10 protein-coding genes are annotated in these 18,283 nt (G+C 48.5%); 8 read left to right on the plus strand and 2 right to left on the minus strand.

The annotated features are described in order from the left end of the window. Positions 1–97: 97 nt before the first annotated feature. The 6 genes from GK091_RS28915 (at position 98) to GK091_RS28940 (ending at position 8,685) form a co-directional block, all read left to right on the plus strand. Positions 98–2,959 carry a DUF11 domain-containing protein gene (locus tag GK091_RS28915; protein WP_164044235.1) on the plus strand — a complete coding sequence of 954 codons (2,862 nt, stop codon included), beginning with the start codon at positions 98–100 and terminating at the stop codon, positions 2,957–2,959. A gap of 92 nt (positions 2,960–3,051) precedes the next feature. Then, positions 3,052–3,939 carry a gliding motility-associated C-terminal domain-containing protein gene (locus GK091_RS28920; RefSeq protein ID WP_164044236.1) on the plus strand — a complete coding sequence of 296 codons (888 nt, stop codon included), beginning with the start codon at positions 3,052–3,054 and terminating at the stop codon, positions 3,937–3,939. A gap of 68 nt (positions 3,940–4,007) precedes the next feature. Further along, positions 4,008–4,985 carry a PorP/SprF family type IX secretion system membrane protein gene (locus GK091_RS28925; RefSeq protein ID WP_164044237.1) on the plus strand — a complete coding sequence of 326 codons (978 nt, stop codon included), beginning with the start codon at positions 4,008–4,010 and terminating at the stop codon, positions 4,983–4,985. 159 nt (positions 4,986–5,144) lie between these two features. Further along, positions 5,145–6,113, plus strand: coding sequence for a DUF6089 family protein (locus tag GK091_RS28930; RefSeq protein WP_164044238.1), 969 nt, complete (start codon positions 5,145–5,147; stop codon positions 6,111–6,113). 487 nt (positions 6,114–6,600) lie between these two features. Continuing rightward, complete coding sequence (locus GK091_RS28935) at positions 6,601–6,834, plus strand: hypothetical protein (RefSeq protein WP_164044239.1); 234 nt, start codon at positions 6,601–6,603, stop codon at positions 6,832–6,834. Positions 6,835–7,758: 924 nt separating this feature from the next. Next, the gene (locus GK091_RS28940; RefSeq protein ID WP_164044240.1) at positions 7,759–8,685 is read left to right on the plus strand and encodes a replication initiation protein; all 927 of its coding nucleotides are present in this window, start codon (positions 7,759–7,761) and stop codon (positions 8,683–8,685) included. Between the two features lie 160 nt (positions 8,686–8,845). Here GK091_RS28940 and GK091_RS28945 read toward each other — a convergent pair whose 3' ends face one another. Beyond that, positions 8,846–9,520, minus strand: a complete 675-nt coding sequence (locus tag GK091_RS28945; RefSeq protein ID WP_164044241.1) for a recombinase family protein — start codon at positions 9,518–9,520, stop codon at positions 8,846–8,848. Between the two features lie 615 nt (positions 9,521–10,135). On the opposite strand from GK091_RS28945, the gene GK091_RS28950 reads away from it, so the two are divergent. Then, positions 10,136–13,009 carry a gliding motility-associated C-terminal domain-containing protein gene (locus GK091_RS28950; RefSeq protein ID WP_164044242.1) on the plus strand — a complete coding sequence of 958 codons (2,874 nt, stop codon included), beginning with the start codon at positions 10,136–10,138 and terminating at the stop codon, positions 13,007–13,009. A 581-nt stretch (positions 13,010–13,590) separates the two neighbouring features. Beyond that, positions 13,591–15,564: a glycosyltransferase family protein gene (locus GK091_RS28955; protein WP_164044243.1), complete on the plus strand. Its 1,974-nt coding sequence runs from the start codon at positions 13,591–13,593 to the stop codon at positions 15,562–15,564. Positions 15,565–15,738: 174 nt separating this feature from the next. On the opposite strand, the gene GK091_RS28960 is transcribed toward GK091_RS28955, so the two are convergent. Continuing rightward, positions 15,739–18,283, minus strand: a 2,545-nt coding sequence (locus GK091_RS28960; protein WP_164044244.1) for a carbohydrate-binding protein, incomplete at its 5' end; no start/stop codon positions are given.

The raw sequence follows: 18,283 nt of genomic DNA on the forward strand, positions 1-18,283 counted from the left end.
CCCGAAAATTTCACCGCATGACCCGGTATTGACCGGAAGTGACATGATCGCATTCGCAACAACGAAAATGAGTGGACGTCCTAAAGATATTATCAACATGAAGGCAGCAATAAATGGCTGGTATAAAACCAATGTAGTGTGGCTCCTGCTGTTTATAGGCGCACTAGGAAATATCGTCAACGCACAGAATGTTCCTGGCTGCGATCCGCTGGGAGTCGGTCCCACTGTGAGTTATAAGCTGACCTACGATGCGGCCAACAACCGGTATACGGCTTGGTACATTCCTTCCGATAATACGCTACACCGCCTGGTAACTGGTCAGTTCACCATCATTGCGCCCAATGGTTTTACAACCCCGGCCGCAACGGGGCGGGATGCTAATTTTCAAATCACCAACCTAAACGGTATCTGGACCGATTTTGTGACGGATAACGAATTCATCACAAATGCCGGACAAACCAGCGTACCTGCGTTGACTGGCCTGGCTGTTCACCAGGTCGGTATGGCGCCAACGGCCACGGATGTAGACCCGGATGGAACAGGCCCACTGACCAGTGATGCGCCCGTCGTAGCGGGCCAGGCAGTTCCCTTGTTTTCGTTTCCCGGTACTGGCTGCGCGTCACTGCTTCGGGTTCTAGTCAATGGCGAACCGCTTCAGAGTCAGCTGCTAGCCAAATTCGGTTTCAACCTGAATCATGATTTATCCATTCAACTTCCACGGGGTGCCTTCGTAGCGGCTTATCAACGGTATTGCAAGAATGACGCTTCGTCATCGGTTACGCTAGTCCTCCCCGATGTTCAAAATGATGCCACGACTCTATGCGCATCAACGGCGACATATACCAATAATTATTTTACGCAGGTACTCCGCAACTGGAATGCCGCTACTCTACCGGCTGGCACGTTCGAAGTAAATGCCAGCAATCGCAAATGGACCGGCTTTACCGTATCTCCTTCGAGTCTGTCAGCCAATGTGTCGATCGATCCCGTAACAGGTGCTTATACGCTCACATTCCCAACCGATGGACAGGGCACTACCACACCTGGTTCATTAACAATTTGTAACACCATCCAGGATGTTTGTCAGACAGCCAGTGATCAGGCTTGTGTTGCTCTTACATGGACTAGTTCTGGTCAGCTGGCCGTCAACAACCTCGCGCCGGTTTGTTTAAGCACTGGAACAGCTACTCTCTCATTAACAGCCACCAGTGGTTTCGCTAACTACAGTTGGAGCGGACCAGGTTTGACCAGCGCCAGCACAAACCCAGCCCTGGCTACGCTCACCAAAACCGGTAACTATTCCTACACAGTAGTAGCCAGCAATGGAACCGCCTGTTCGACGGTAGCGACAACGAGTGTTGCCGTCATTGATTGTGGCACGGATTTGAGCGTGGTCAAGACAGGCCCCTCGACAGTCAACGCTGGAGCCAGTGTGAGCTATAACCTGGTCATCACCAACAACGGGCCTAGTGCAGCCAACGGGGCTACCGTGATGGACCCCGCCACAGCCAACTTCACCGTCAGTGGAGTGAGCTGCACGGGGGCCAGCGCAGGTACGAGCTGCCCCATCAACCCAACACTGGCCGGTCTACAAAGCGGGCTCACCATCACCACGCTACCCGCAGGGGGTAGCTTGACCCTGGTCGTTAGTGGTACCGCCGGAGCCTCGGGTTCAATCGTCAACGTGGCTAGTGTAACCCCACCCACCGGCACCACCGACACTAACCCCGCCAATAACTCCGCTACGGCCATCACCACCATCACTGTTGTAACTCCTTGCCCGTCAAACTTGATTGTTCTGGGTACATCGCATTGCAACGACGGCACCTACAGCGTGAATTACATCGCGACACAAGGCACCACTCTATTGGCCAATGCTGGTAGCACGGTATCGGCAGGCGTCATCAGTGGTATTCCAGCAGGCATCGTGCTGAGTGTAACGGCAACGAATGGACTATGCACTCAGATCAGTACGGCAAACCCACCGGCCGGTTGTACACCCTGCATAGCACCGATGCTGACGCTCGGTAACCCGGCGTGTTCAGCGAATGGTGGTTTCACCGTCACCTATCTGACCAATGGCGGAGCCGTTTCCGTTAACAATGGTGGTATCATCAATACGGCAACTCATACGATCAGTGTACCGGCCGGTGTAACAGCCGTTATCGTAACCGCAACCAGTTCCCTGGCGGGCTGTGATAAGACGACCAGTTTTACCATTGCGGCTCCAACCAATTGTACGCCATCGACGGCATGCGTAACGATGGAGTTGACGGTGTTACTGGAAGGACCGTACAATTCGACGACTCATCTGATGAATACCCTTCTGAACAGTCGCGGTCTATTACCCGGTCAGTCGCCAATCGGTATGTTCGCCGTCTTGACACCAGCGGGGCAGCCCTACAACACCGCTCCCTGGAACTACACCGGGACAGAACGTATGAGCACCTATCCGGCAGATGTTGTCGACTGGGTACTGGTCTCACTTCGGACGGATTCGCTCAGTACGAACACGATCTTCCGGGTGGCAGGTCTGCTGCACAATGACGGTCGCATTACCTTCCTGAGCCCTTGTTTCTCTATTCCGGACGGCCGGTATTTCCCCGTCGTTGAACACCGTAATCATATGGGTGTGATGTCGTCGAGTCGTGTCCCGATTGTAGGGAACAAATTGGTCTTCGACTTTACGGCTCAGGATTCGTACACGGCTACCGATCCACCATCTTTTGGTGAGATCAGGATCGATAATCGGTGGATGCTCTATGGCGGAGACGGCAAGAAGGATGTCTACACGGAGAACTTCGATATCAACTTCTTCGATTCTAAATTATGGAAAGACGAGAGCGGTGTTTTTGATCAATACCGAACAGGCGACTTCAACATGGACGCTGACGTAAACTTCGGCGATAGTGTGCTCTGGAACAAAAATAATGGTCGCTATTCCAAAGTACCTCATTAAGGCAGTGACAACGCTGAAACCATAAACCAAGCGGTTTCAGCGTTGATTCGCGCTTTTACAATTTAAAGAAACAGACTCAAAGGACAATAGCTATGATCCGGTATTTTATTACTCTCGTGTCCGTTTTCACCTTATGCACCGTGCAGGCGACGGCCCAAAATGGGGTGTTCGATGTCCGTTTGTTGACGAGAAAGGCAGACTGCGGCAATCAGAAACTGCTGGTTGACATTGAGCTGAAAGCGCAGAATGAAACTACTTCGTTTTTGATGGGAAATGCTAATTTTCGTTTCCAGTACGACGCCCAATTCCTGCAGCATCCTGTTCTTGTTGAGCAACATAATTTCAGCAGCGCGGCTAAAACGGCTGATCGAAACTACAACCCCCAAACGCTCAATGGCTCTTCTGAGCGTTTGACCAGGGGCATCGTTTCGTTAAACGTCATCTACAGCGGTTCCGAACAAGGGGCCACAACGGTAGGGAATAAGTGGGTTCCAGTAGCCACGGTACAATTTGATATGGTCAATCCCAGGGCCGATGCGGGCACGTCCATCGTCTGGAACGACAACAACACGTTTCCGATAACGGGGCTTAGCGAAGTCGTACTGAAGGGCAATTCCGCGAACGTAGACGCTTATATCGTGAAAGCCAGCGGTACATTTCTGAACCTGGCTATTGATTCCTTTGCGGCCGTGTGCAACGGTCTGGGGTCAGCCAACACGACCGAACTGATGATTCCGGAAGGTTTTTCGCCCAATGGGGATGGCCTCAACGACCGCTTCATTCTGTACAATATAGGCGCGCTCAAGGCTAGTCTCACGGTTTACAACCTAAGTGGTGCCATTGTGTATACGAACGACAATTATCAGAACGATTGGGATGGTCAGTCGGATGGGGCTGTCGTGGCCAGCGGCACTTATTTCTACAACGTTCGATTGAGCGATGGGCGCTCATTTCAGCGATCGATGACGATCATTCATTGATGAGTTAACCGGGTCATTGATGAACGGATGTGTTGTGCTTACTTCATGATTATTAACCGCTAACAGCGATGTCAAACCCGTTTTCAACGAGGCAGTATACTCCCTTTCTCCTGCTTCTTTTCTTGATCAACTGCTCTGCCTGGGGACAGCAGGATAAGATGTTCTCACAGTACATGTTCAATATGATGGCCCTGAATCCCGCCTATGCAGGCAGTCGGGAAGTGCTGAGTATGTCGGCACTCTACCGAAATCAGTGGACGGGCGTGCAGGGTGCTCCACAAACCGCTACGTTTACGATGGACATGCCGTTGAACCGGGAGCGCGTTGGCGTAGGTCTGCAATTGTACGGCGATAAAATAGGTGTCTTTCAGGAAGCTGGTGGCTTCGTTTCCTACGCCTTTCGCATTCCCATTGGCAAACGCAGCATGCTAGCCCTCGGTTTGCAGGGCGGTGCATCGAGCTACCAGGCCAACCTCACCGAGGTACAGATCAATCCGGGGAATACGGGCCAGCCCGATCCCAACTTTGCCAATAATGTCTCTAAAATTCTGCCTAATTTCGGCACGGGCATTTACCTAAGCAGCGATCGAGCTTACGTTAGTCTTTCGGTACCACGCCTGATAAAAAACAAGCTGAGCGAATATAATGCGGGTAACCTGCGATCAACACAGCTTCGTCAGGCTTATTTAACGGCTGGATTCGTGGTGGGCATCAGTCCGGTAGTGAAAATAAAACCATCGATGCTGCTTCGGTATGCAGAAGGGTCTACTATGGGAGTTGATGGAAACATTAACGTTTGGTTCGCGGATCGAATTGCCATTGGTGCGTCTGTCCGCAGAAACCAGTTCTCCTCCTGGTCAACGTACACGACCGACGCGCTGGTTGGTTTGCTGGAAGTACAGCTAACGAATCAATTTCGATTCGGATACGCCTACGACCGCACCATGAACAACTTTAAGGATGTGGCCCCCAGTTCGCACGAGATTATGATCCGATATGAACTGGGCGTGAATAAAACCCGCGTTCTGACGCCCCGCTACTTTTAACGGGTACAACCTTCTTCTCTTCTGTCCAACCTTTCTCATTCGGGCCACCCATGTCGCTAACGTATACACTGTGCGTTAGCGATAAAAAGCCATTAATTCACTTTTTGGGAACCAACACACCCGTGGATTCTTCACGATCGATCTCCAGATTACAAGCACATGAATAGAGATAAATACGTTTTGGTGTTGTGCGCTTTGCTTGGGCTTACCGGGGAATGTGTGGCCCAACGAAAGTACAATACACGATTCATTCCATACGATCTGGTTACAGTTGGTGCGGGTTCCTCTACCTATTTTGGTGATCTCGCTAGTTACAAGCATCCATTCAAATCCTTAACGACTCTGCCAAGATGGAATATTGGTCTGGGTTACACGCGCCAGTTTACACCTCACTTTAGCGCTCGTGTTATGTTTACTTGGGCACGAATCACTGGTGACGACTATACGTACAGTAATGGGAATTTAGACAAATACTCATTTCAATACGCCCGAAATCTCCATTTCCGCAATGATGTAAAAGAAGTAGCTATTGTGGGCATATACAATTTTCTGGCGGATGGTATCAACCCATATCGGCGGGCGAAAATAACGCCTTATATTTTTGGCGGCCTGGCCGTAATTGGTCACGATCCTGAAGCGCGGACGCCTACCGCAACGAATGGAAATAACAGCGAATTTGTAGCCAGGCAATGGGTAAAGCTCCAACCTTTGCATACAGAAGGACAAGATCAGTCCGAGACTATCCAAGCGTACTCCCGAATCTCCATAGCGATCCCTATTGGTTTTGGAATACGGTATAAACTGAACGATAGTTTTAATGTGGGTTTGGACATTGGTTTCCGCTATACATTCACTAACTACCTAGACGATGTGGGTGGATTGTATGCCGGATCAGGCAACATGCGGGGCCTGACAACTCTTATGGCCGATCGTCGGTTCGAGTACGATGCGGCCCGGGTCAACACCAGTCGTTATACAGCGGCTCAGCAACTTTTTCAGGATCAACCTGCTTTGTTCGTAACCACAGAGCGGAGCAAAAATGAGCTTGGTAAAGACAGTTATCTGTTGAGTAATTTCTCTATTCAATACGTTTTTCCTGGCCGGATCAAGTGTCCACCCATTCGATAAATAGGGGTCAGACTAGAGCTGTGAACTAGAGAAATTATCTATTTTTCTGTGTAGCGCAATACCAGCTGTGCACTGCCGGGTGTAATCGATCGCATTGTTCCTTTTTAGTCGAAGCACTTAAACCGCATTTGCAGCGACTTAAAAAATCAATTGAACATCTAGTCCATACTCGAGTAGATAAGCTCTCTATCGAGCTAAAAATGCGGTAAAATCGCAACTCTATCCAATGCGTTAAGTTTTCCTCATCAATATGGGATCATTTTGACTCGTCAAACACAATTTTAGCGTTCATTCTTTTTGCACAATTGCACAAAAACTTATTTGTGCAATTGTGCAAAAAGAGCAGACTTAGAGAGATATCATTCTGGCAAAGGCTATTTCCCAATCGCGGCACGCTAAAGTAGGTTTCAAAAGGGGGTTATCACTTTCCGGGCTGGAACCATTTCAGTGGTGGTTAATCTTTACCGGTAATTAGCTCCCGTACGACATGAGTAACTTACCAGAAGCAACACGAGCCGATATACGGCGTATTGGTGGAGAACTATCCCGGCTTACGTTCGAGATTCTGACTGTCACCGGAATTGGTTACGAAAACGAAGACGAGCCAACGCAGAAGCGGCTGACCGAGGCAATGAACTTGATTGATCAGGCCATACAACATATGGCCGAAATCATCACGGACGATCAGATCGAAGAGAATGGCGTAAACGACGAGGAATAGGCGTAAAAGTGCCATCGTTCATACTACAGTACTATCACAACAGGCGGGCCCCTACAAGTAAACTTTATCTACTTGCAAGAGCCCGCCTGTTGTTGATCAATCAGTTAAGCCCACGAAAGTAGCTTCTTCCTAGCTAAAAACAGTTTATCTCTCAATAGTCAAACACGTACAAAAACCTCGTGAAAATGGTCTGCTGCATGTCTGCAATACCAGTTTGATGTGCTTATAAATAACTGATTATAAGTATGTTATAAAAAACACGTACAAAAACCTCGTCACAATACATAATCCATACGTCGAGTCTGTAACTAGTTGGAATCTCTTTATCTAGTCCATCAGGGCCAAACTACGTACAAAAACCTCGTGTAGTTGTAGCTAAAAATAAACACATTCGGAGACAAGGTTTACTAGCAGACTAGCTCAATTGTCTCTATATCTACAAACAATCTTTCATATAGCGTTTTGACCATGGGTTTATATTCGTATCAATCACTTGTAACAAACTCATTTTCAGAATCTTATATCGAAACACGTACAAAAACCTCGTGGCGCGGAAAAATCAAAGGGATTGACTGTTTGCTTTTCTTTTTTTGACCTTCCCTGCTTTTTTGAATCTGGAGTTTGTTTTTTCAGCTTTAGGAGCCGCCTATCAAAATATTTTGTGATCATCTCATATTTTTATTTTTTTGATATTTTAAGACCTCTGTAACATACTGATTTTCAGATTTTTCTGGACCTAAGTACGTACAAAAACCTCGTGAACTACGTACAAAAACCTCGTGAGACACGTACAGAAACCTCGTAACATTTTGACCTAAACACGTACAAAAACCTCGTGAACTTCTTCGAAGTACGTACAGAAACCTAGTGAATTACGTACAAGCTTTTTTACGTGTTAGGTTTACGTAGAAAATGTGGATAAGTATGAGATCTCTTACGCCAGTCAACCAGCTTTCGCTCCTTTCTTACATCAATACCAGTGAGATCCTTTTCCAGGGAAATGCGCTGACTAGTGCACATTATGAGATGACAGCTTTGCAAAAAAATATTTTCTATATGGTTCAGTCTCAATTAGGAGCCGATGATCCAACGGGGATGGAATACGTTGTTCGAGTGAAGGATATCATGGGGCTTACGAACATAAAAAACCCGTATGACGATCTGAAAATTGCCACCGAGACGATGATGCAAAAAATTCTGACAATCAAAGTGCCGGATGGTTATTTGCAGGTAGCACCCTTCTCATCTGTACAATACAATACCAAACAGGGTACGATCGCTATCAGCATTGATGCGAAGCTGCGCCCTTTTCTGTTCAATCTTGATAGCCGATTTACGACCTACGGTTTGCAGGATGCACTTAACGTATCCGGCAAGTACACAAAACGCTTATATGAGATGCTCTCCCAGTGGAAACACCTGGGTTTGATGAAAATTACGGTACAAGAATTGAAGTCGAGACTGAAACTATACGATATTCACACGGAGATTGAGCAATACCCCAACTGGGATGGTTTTCGTCGGCGAATTTTGTTACCTGCTATTGGGGAAATAAATACAAAAACCGATCTAAGCGTAACGCTCTACACAGAACGAGTGAACCGGAAGGTGGCCATTCTTAAGTGGACCATCAAAGTGATCAAAACACACGCGTTGCCACCGACTCTTTCGGATCTTCATGTTCGTCTGGTTGCTGAATTCAATCTACGTCCTGATCAAGCTGAATACATTATTGAAAACTTCGATGCGGTATTTATTTACAGAAAACTGCATGAGATACAGGTAAAAAATTCGTCCAGACGCGTCAACAACATGGGTGCCTATACGGCTCGTGTATTCGGGGTAAAATGAGAAAATAAGGTTTGCTTTAAAGGGAAATAAAAAAACATTTATATACTTGATTTACAATTATTTAAATTAAGTATATAAGTTATAGCTATTAAGCCTTTACGAGCACAATTTACATGAGTGTTCTCATGCCGGCAGGGACCGTTTTACATGTATTTTCGTACTATTTATCGTTTTCTAATTTATCCGCCCGGCTTCGATCCAACCGGTGTACACTCATAGCGAAGAATTCCTGACCGCGCCGTGTGCGATAACCCATTGCGTTTAGCCGTTCGGCGATGGCTGCATACGTCAGACCCTCGTTACGGTAAAGCCGAATCAATTCAGCCGCCTGTAGATTGGCCTTATTGGTTCGCGCATTCTGCTGACGGACATTCAGTCCTGACTGCATGATGGCTGCCGTCATATTAGGCATACCCAGTTTACGGCCCTGATCTTTTTTCGCCTTCAGGGCGGCTTTTGTGCGTTCACTGATCAATTCCCGTTCATGCTGGGCTAGCACAGCCATAATACCCACAGTAAGTGTATTAGCATCGGGGATATCGCAGGCAACAAAGTCAACTTCGGAATTACGCAACGAGAAGATGAACGACACATTGCGACTAAGTCGGTCAAGTTTGGCAATCAGTAGTCTAGCCTGGTGCTGTTTAGCAAAGGCAATAGCAGCCGAGAGTTGCGGTCGATTCGCTTTCTTCCCGGATTCAATTTCGACAAATTCGTCCAGCAGTTCGTCATCTGTCTTTACAAACCGGTGAACGATATCCCGTTGAGCCGAAAGGCCCAAGCCACTTTTACCTTGACCGGCAGTGGACACCCGATAATAGGGTACATATTTCATTTTTGACACATATCGGTGTTATTGAACGACGTAGAAACCCGGTCTTTACTTGTGCGACTCTAAGATTTTCCGCGCGTAAAGATTAACATTTTCCATAACGTTTTAGCAATGGGCGTTGCTAAAACGTTATGGAAGTTCCATGACCCATATCTGCTAGTCTGTTATGGAAACAAAAGTTGTGAGCTGGTTCCGACTTGACTGCCATCCTAACAGAAAAGCGCAGTCGGGTTATCGAAACATCACGATTTGCGTAGTGTGCCTATAGACTCGGTAAAGACAAAGTAATCAGCCTAATTATCTATAATAATCTGATAATCAGCTATCTATTTATTCGTTATGCACGTGCCCGTTACGAGCCAACTACGTAAACTAAACAGTTGATCCTCAATTTATAAATAGTTAACACTGTAGTTACTTTTTAATAAATTCATATACAAATTGGCACAGAATATGCTTATATTTGATTATTAGACGGTATATAAATACCGAAAATTTAATTAAGGTATCGTAATATATGATAATTTATATATATACTAATAAACCAGCTGCTCTGAAAATTATCCCGCCTACTACCGCCGTTTTGGTCAATGATTTACCAGAAGGGAGATCCGTTCGATGAATTACGTTTATCTGTTTATAGTTTGGCTTCTCACTGGCTCAATCGCTTACGCACAGGACTGCCCATCGCTGGGCGTTCCCTCAATCAAACTAACGAAAGTTGGCTTCTCAACGGAAAAAGCAACGGCATCCTTCTGTCAGGGCGAACGGGTTCAATTGAACGCACTGACGAACGCAAAGACGGTTACGTATCAGTGGCAACGAAACGGGAAGAATATCGACGGAGCAACAGGTTCGACGCTCCTTGTCGATCAGTCAGGCGCTTATACGGTCATGCTTTACCGGACGGACAGTTGTCCTGATTCGACGACATCGGCCGCGACCATTATCAGCGCGAACCAATGCGGCAGTACTGGCTTGTTACCAATCATTGGTGGTCAGCTGGAAGATTACAACGGAAATGCAGAATCATTGTCATCCATGCTGTTGAGAGCCGCTTACCTAACCAACAGTACCTCGCTCAGTAAGTTTCCTCCGTCCATCAAAGCTTATGTTTATCGCAAGCGCGATAGCAGTTCGGTGGCGACGGTCGTCATGGTCCGGGGTGCCGTTTTGGACGGACAGTACACACCACTGCCTGCGGCCTGTAACGGAGATTCGTCCAGAATAAACAGCGTCGTCTATTTTGGGTCGATCAACTTTTTACCTTCGGTGAATGACCCTGCCGGGTATTTTATGACTACAGAACCCGTCTGCTGTCGCGAAGTAAGTGATAACGTCAAAGGAACGGGACCGGTGGTTTTCTACATGGAATTTGGTGATCGAACCAAGTACAAAATAAGCGCTCCGAAAAGTACGTTTGGGGGTATTTTTAATTTACCTACCCGCGTAGAAACCTGCGTCAATCAACCCGTGCGCCTTTACAATTACGCGTACCCCGGCGTTAACTTTAACAAGACCGTGTATTCCCTCGTCTCTCCGTCAACCGGCGATGCCAGTACGCCTATCAAAGACGTCACTTGGGCCAGCACTTATAACGCGAACTCATTTATGGAGACGACAAATCCGTTGCAAATCAGTGGCACGGGTATCATTACCGGCACTCCATCAACGGTTGGCACTTATCGCTACGTAGTCAAAGCCGAACTATATCAGGATACATTCAAGGGGTTTGAGATACGGCGCGAATTGTCACTCCAGGTGAAAGAATGTCCCGCCGTGACAACACCATCGATTTTTATCTCGGCGGTGGGCAAACCGAGCGAACGGCTTAAAAGCACGCTATGCGAAAACGGAGTCGTTCAACTGAATGCGAAGTCGCCCCTGAAAGATGTGGATTTTCAGTGGTACAGGGATAGCGTCGCGATCAATGGTGCAACGGACTCAATACTGATCACCCGGCAGGCTGGCCGGTACACCGTTTTGGTAACGAAAGAACTTGCCTGCCCGCGAACCGCTTTTTCATCCCCCGTTTCACTAACGATCAGCCCGAATCCAACCGTAAAGCTAGCGGTAAGTAGTTCAGCGGGAAGTTTGTGTCAGGGTAATTCGTTTACACTCAGCGCTGCTTCGTCGGCTACGGGTGCCACTTACTCTTGGCAGCGCGATACAGCAACGATAGCGGTGGCGACAAGCTCGTTTTACAGAACCAATCTAGCGGGTAGCTACGTGGTCACCGTCACCGATGCAAATGGATGCTCTGGCCGCTCCACAGCCTTACCGGTCGTTCCAAACCTGCTACCGGAAGCGACGCTGGCATCGGCGGCATCGACCACTAGTTTTTGTCCGGGAAGCACGCTTCGTCTCCAGGCCAATGCAGGTAGTGGACTAACGTATCAATGGCTTAAAAACGACAGTCCGATTGCTGGGGCTACGTCAGCCATGTATGAGGCAGGTACAGTCGGACAGTATAAAATTGTCGTTCAGGACGCCAATTCCTGCACTGCCGTATCATCAGCTAAAACCGTTTCAGCCGCTTCTGTACCAACCGTTCGGATCAATGGGCCGGCTCAGCTGTGCCGAAGCATGAGCGTCAATTTAAACGCTACGGGAAACGAACCTTTGTTACAGTATACCTGGCTGCTCAACGGAACTAGTATACCGGGTGCTCTGACAACAACCTATGAGGCAAAAAGCGGGGGACTCTATCAGGTACGGGTTACGAACACAAATCAGTGTACGGCCATATCGTCTAGCTGGACGTTGACGGAAATAGACAAAGCGGATATACGATTCGATTCGATTCCGGCCTTGTGCGGCACCGACGGAATGCCTGTTCGATTGACGGGGACACCAGCAGGGGGCGTGTTTAGCGGCAATGGTGTGTCAGGGGAACAGTTTTCACCAGCCTTGTCGGGTCTGGGGTCGCACGAGATCGTTTACACATTTACGGGAACATCAACCTGTCAGGGCGGAAGCGCCAAGCGTACAGTTCTGGTCAGACCATTACCTGATGTGAACGTACCTAGCGAACTGGCCATTCAACCCGGCGAGTCGATCAATTTGCCGGGTCCTGTAAATGGTAACTATCAATACAACTGGACGCCCACCCTCACACTGGACAACCCGACAATTGCCCGCCCAATGGCTCGTCCTGATAGTACGACCACGTACCGGTTAGCTATCCAGGATCAGTTTGGCTGTGAGTCAAGCGCTAGTCTGGTTGTTTACGTTGAATCGCGCCTGTACATCCCGGATGCCTTTACGCCGAATGGTGATGGCCAGAATGACGTCTGGGAACTACGCAATGTGAGTAAGCTCAACAACGTGGACGTGACGGTATTTAACCGTTGGGGAACGATTGTCTTTCACTCCAGTGGATACACTACGCCGTTTAACGGTCAGGATTTACCCGATGGCCCCTACGCGTACGTTATCAGTTATGGTACACCCAAAAAACGCCAGACGGGACAAGTCATGCTGATTCGATAAGTACGATTTATCGTGTAATAACTGATCGCAGAACCATTCTGTGAAGGCCAGGTCCCGATTATTGGTAACGCCGATAAACGGGACCTGGCCTTCCTGTTCTGACATCACCCGCGTATCAGGTTATTTTCTGACAACCACCTGCTCCACTAGAAGACATACCTACGTTAGAAAGAGCCGTACGCAACAGACTACAGAAACGACATACTTCCCCAGCCCTTTCCGGTGTTGCTCAACCAGTCTGATAAAAATTTTTGCGAATAATTTTGAACCGCTTACTATTTTCGCGTCCGCTACTTACTTCTTAAAGTCAGCAATCACACAGCGCAGTTTTCAGTACCTCAGAGTAGCCTATGACGGTGACGAACTGTACAATTATTTTATTATTTATTGATAAATATAGATTCTAACAAATTTATACACTAAGTATATCTGTTTTTAATGTAAATTATTTTGCAGGAATTCCATTGTTCCGCAGTTTTGTGGCTTGTTTTGTCGAGGCATGATCCATTTCCATATCGCGTCCATATCGGCCCGTCACACGTTGCGCGTAACTATTGCTTTAGCCCACACCCATCGGTAAAATGAATGCACTATTCTTCACACCCACTTCTGTGGAGACAAGGTACAACCGTTGGCTGACGCCAACAGTAGCTGTCTCATTTTTTGGCGTACTCACCGCTCTTTACGGCGTATTCTTTCTTCGCAATTTCAGCGGACCATTGGCCGATCTGCACGCTGGTGACGTCGATCAATGGGATTACATGGGGTATTACGTGGCCCGAAACCTCTCCTTCTCCCCTTTTCCGCACCTCAACTGGATCAACGACCAGACGTTCTACCCGTACGGCACAAACCATGTCTTTCAGGGATGGGCCTTCGAACAAAATTTCTGGTATGCCTTGTGCTATCATTTTTGGGGTAACGGGCCCTGGCTCAACATATATTACCTGTTTAGTCTTTTCGTACTGAGTTCAGGAACATACATGTTGCTCAGAAGAGACTATGGGTCTTTGCGAGCGGCTATTGCCGGCTTTTTAGTGTGCTTTTTCAATTTCTACGCGCTAAACAAGTATCCAGGTCATTACGCGTATGCTATGATCCACTGGACAGTACTCAGCATAATCACTGATTTCCTGTTGACGCGCCGAGTCGTTTTACAGGAACCTGTTCCTTTGCGGTTTTTAGTGTTCAAAGCATTACTGCTGACACTGGCACTAGGGCATGACGTAGGGTATATACTGGGCTACGCATTGAGTTCTTTTGCATTGACAGCTCTGTTTATTGGTATACTACTGGTAAAACGATTACTAGTCAACGCTGGAAAACCCATTGAACAGTTTGGACGAATCTTTGCCGCCTGGCGTCAAGAGATTCAGGACCGTACCTTATTGTTTACGGGCCTGATCCTGTCCATCTTCAGCTTAGCCTTTTTATACGTCCCGTTGTTGCTCGAAGTATTCCATCAGGCCAATACGTTTGTGTTTAAGAGTCGTTTTGCGGGTGGTCACGGTTGGGTGCATCCACTTCGATTGCTTGCCCCCTACCTGCCCGGCTTCAATTCCGCTATTGACCCCTTGGCTCCTTATCTGCATGATATGCCGGAGGGTAATGGGGCCGGTAGTGCTGGGTGGTTTCTGGTCATCATTGGCTTGCTTGGCTTCTGGAAAACCCGTCGGCCAATTCGCTGGGCTTATGTGCCAATCGTTCTTTTCGGCCTGGTCCATGCTGCCTATCACCCCATTCGACTGCCGGTACTACAGATTTTACCCTGGGACCGTTTCAATCGTATACCCTCGCGGGTAACACTGATCTACCCGGTTATTCTGACCATTTTTGCTATTCACTGGAGCGGTCGGATCAGGCCACTGCTGGCTGTAAGCCTAGTGTTGCTGGGTCTACTGGAAGCCGTCAGTGTGTACAGCTTTCGCTACCAGCAGAGACCCTACTACTTCGCTAAGTCCTTCGCTTCCTACGTCAACCGAATTCGTCAACAACCGGGTGAAGCCATTTTAGACTGGCCTTTTTGCGTGGTGGGAGGCAACTCCACAGGTTTGAGCGAAGGTTTATGCCCCCTGTATCAACATACCAGTACACTTTATGCGCTACAGCGTTTTCACGGTAAAAAAACGATAGGCCAATACTTCGGTCGCTTACATCCCGATCAGGTTAAACCATTTGTGCAGGCCAGTTGGCCGGTACTGCTCAACCACCCGGACACCCGCGATCTTTTGTATGCTAACCGGCTGACTACCTGTTTGACGGCTGAGCAGTGGACTTTCTTCGAGCAGTTCTATCAGTACAACGATTTTGCAGGTATCAATCTGTGCACGGATCTGCTTCCGAAGTCGTGCGTTGCAGAGTTTTACAACCGGTTTGGTCGCCCCGTAGCGGCAACCGAAATACCAGGTGCTGGTCATATCGTGTTCATTCCAAAGTCAGATACGTTGCGCAGTAAGCAGAATCGCCAGCTAGGCCAGTCTGTCCACTTTTCGTGCGATTGCTCAGCGGATTCTGCTAACCTGACGAAACATTCGCTAAGCTTCCCGCAAAATTGATCGGTTGGTGAGGAAAATGTCGCTGCAAAGAGACTGTAACGTAGACGGTGGTACTAATCAGCGGGTTTAACCATAAGACGAGCTCCTGTTGACCCTACGTGTATTCACGGTCAGCAGGAGCTCGTTCTCATTCGACAATGACTTATGCCAGATGCGAGAAGCCTAAATCAGGAATCAGTCTGGAAACGGGTCTCTATTTTCTGAGTTGATCCAGTCGACTATGGCATTCTCACCGGAATCGTACGACCGGCCGATGAAGGGATGGGGCTTGATGGATATGTGATTGATAACACCCTGCCAAGCATTATTCCCTGATAGATCGATTACCGCTACGTGCCATTGGTTGTCAGGAATAACGCTGAAGAAAATAGTTTGCTCAGAAACATCCGATGTACCGTTCGCGTAACGAATGGCATCTTCCGCAGCAAAGCGGTTGTTGCCTGACAGATCAACGGTACCGTTGTTCTTCTGACGATTCCGTTGAAATCTTAGCGACCACTGCGTTTGGTTGCCCGAGTATTTGTAACGGATGTAGAATTTCTTGAACTGATTGGCTTCCCAGCACACGCCTGGGGAGTGTATGACGGCATTGGCACTGTTGTCGAAGTACAGCTTCCAACCCTGGCGCGCATTGCCATCGAACGCGTCATCCCAGATGTACCGCTCATCACCGTCACCGGAGTTCAAGCTCCAGCCCTCACGTCCAGGCCGGTTAAACTTAATCTTTGGCGTACGATCAGGCCGGTAGGATTGCGCGTAAACGTAAGCGCGTACCTCGTCGACAGTGCCAACGATCACTTTACTGTTATGCCTCCAGATTATGTTGTTATCCAGTATTTCCTGGGCTGCGGCACCAATGTAACCGTAACTACCACCCGGACCTGGATTATCAGGAATGAATCCTCCATCGCCGAAAAAGCCATAACCCGCCTTGATATTATCTTTAATCAACAGACCGATACCGTACCCATCCGTACCGCCAATCCAGATCCAGGGCTCCGACAGGTAAAGTCCGTTTGGACGAATCCCGTTCAGTCCCGCGCCATTCTGGTTGTTAGGTCCTACCGCCTGACTGATCGTGGTGACGCCATCGTTTGTGTAAGGATTGTTACCATCGTAGAACTTGACAATGCGTAGTCCGTTTACGTACAAACAGGGGTTTTCCTGCGATTTGGTTACCGACCGACCAGTGTAACTGGTACGTTTAAACGTTGACTGATAATGAAGATCCAGTGCCCGATCATCTAGGCTACCCCATTTCTCGAAAATTATCTGATCGCCAGCGAAGAACCGGTTTTGACCATAAATTGGTGGGCGGGTCTTAGTGTAAAAGCCGGACGTTGTCCGACCGAATTTTAAAAGCTGCCCACTGTTCATAAAATCATCGCCAACCTCGTTCGGATTGAAACCCAGACCGCCGTCATACCCGCCTGGATTGACGCCATTCACGGGGTAACTGCTACCGGCCGCACCGTCAAATTCATTCGTGTAGAGGGGCTTTGGTAAAGCGTATAAACATTCAGACAATCCTCCTCCCAAGCCAATTCGGTTAGGCGGGCCAGATCGATCTACAACACTATGATCATCGCCATTGTACCGGTTAGGATTAAAGATAAGTGTATGTGTTGCATTGTGTTGTTTATTAAATAGTTGATACACTGCACCACCCATACCTGGCTCCTGCGAGTTGAACGTCTGGTTACGAAGGGCTAGCTTAACTTTGATTTTATCGTTCTCAAAGACTGGAAACACGTCAGACGTAGATGATTCACCCAAAGGGTTGTAATCAAAGTTATCGCCCCTGTAGGAGTACACACCCGAAGAGGGCTGAGCGCATCCTGTCACGGACAATATCACGGAATCCTTTTTCGCGACGCATCCTAGTTTAGATGCTGTAACGATGTACGTGAAGCTCCCATTGTAATTTGGCGCGTTGACACTTGCTGTTTGGCCGTACTGAGCCACTCCCTGGCCATTCCACGAGTAATTTACGCCATCGCAATCAGCACCAGAACAGCCAGCCGTTAGATTTACACTGGCACCACAGGTTAGATTCACGTTACTAGCGCTTGCCGTTGGTGTAAACGTACATCTTGGTAGATCACACGAAGTGACTGTGATGGTGTTGGATAAGGCACTACTGCAACTACCTACCAGACAGCTGGCCGTGTAATCGCCCGCCGTTTTGACGCTCAGGTTACTACCGGTAGCTCCGGTAGACCAGGTAATCGTACCGCTGCATCCACTAGCCGTCAAATTCACGCTCGACTCATTGCAGACCTGTGTACTCCCATTAACGCTGATCACCGGCGCAGCAGGGGGATTACAACCCTCTTCCGAGGTAGTCGGCTTAGCGCACACCTGATCGAAACAGATGTAGCCCTCATCCACCCCGCTGCTCAACCCGATCGTGTGAACCCCCGCCGTCAGCGTGTAACTGCCCACCCCGCTGCTCTGGTAATCGCTGGTCGAACTCAACCGCAGCGTCTGACTCTTGCCGTCGACGCGCACAATGGCGTTGACGGCCTTCTCGGGGGCCCGGTAGCGCACGCTTAGCGTGTACACCCCAGCCGTCGCGATGGTCAGGCTCTGAGGGCGAATTTCGTACTGGTTCCCCGAACATACCGCGGCAAACGTGTTGCACACGCTGGCCGTGGGGGAAGTGGGCGGGGTGACCGGGGGCGTGACGGGGGTGGTCGGCACACAGGCCGTCACCGAT

This window comes from Spirosoma agri, assembly GCF_010747415.1.
In the GTDB taxonomy this organism is placed as follows: Bacteria; Bacteroidota; Bacteroidia; order Cytophagales; family Spirosomataceae; genus Spirosoma; species Spirosoma agri.

Excerpts from the sequence above, each read along its gene's own strand:
- GK091_RS28915 (WP_164044235.1), top strand. The coding sequence starts at position 98 with ATGAAGGCAGCAATAAATGGCTGGTATAAAACCAATGTAGTGTGGCTC.
- GK091_RS28925 (WP_164044237.1), top strand. The coding sequence starts at position 4,008 with ATGTCAAACCCGTTTTCAACGAGGCAGTATACTCCCTTTCTCCTGCTT.
- GK091_RS28940 (WP_164044240.1), top strand. The coding sequence starts at position 7,759 with ATGAGATCTCTTACGCCAGTCAACCAGCTTTCGCTCCTTTCTTACATC.
- GK091_RS28930 (WP_164044238.1), top strand. The coding sequence starts at position 5,145 with ATGAATAGAGATAAATACGTTTTGGTGTTGTGCGCTTTGCTTGGGCTT.
- GK091_RS28935 (WP_164044239.1), top strand. The coding sequence starts at position 6,601 with ATGAGTAACTTACCAGAAGCAACACGAGCCGATATACGGCGTATTGGT.
- GK091_RS28920 (WP_164044236.1), top strand. The coding sequence starts at position 3,052 with ATGATCCGGTATTTTATTACTCTCGTGTCCGTTTTCACCTTATGCACC.
- GK091_RS28950 (WP_164044242.1), top strand. The coding sequence starts at position 10,136 with ATGAATTACGTTTATCTGTTTATAGTTTGGCTTCTCACTGGCTCAATC.
- GK091_RS28945 (WP_164044241.1), bottom strand. The coding sequence starts at position 9,520 with ATGAAATATGTACCCTATTATCGGGTGTCCACTGCCGGTCAAGGTAAA.
- GK091_RS28955 (WP_164044243.1), top strand. The coding sequence starts at position 13,591 with ATGAATGCACTATTCTTCACACCCACTTCTGTGGAGACAAGGTACAAC.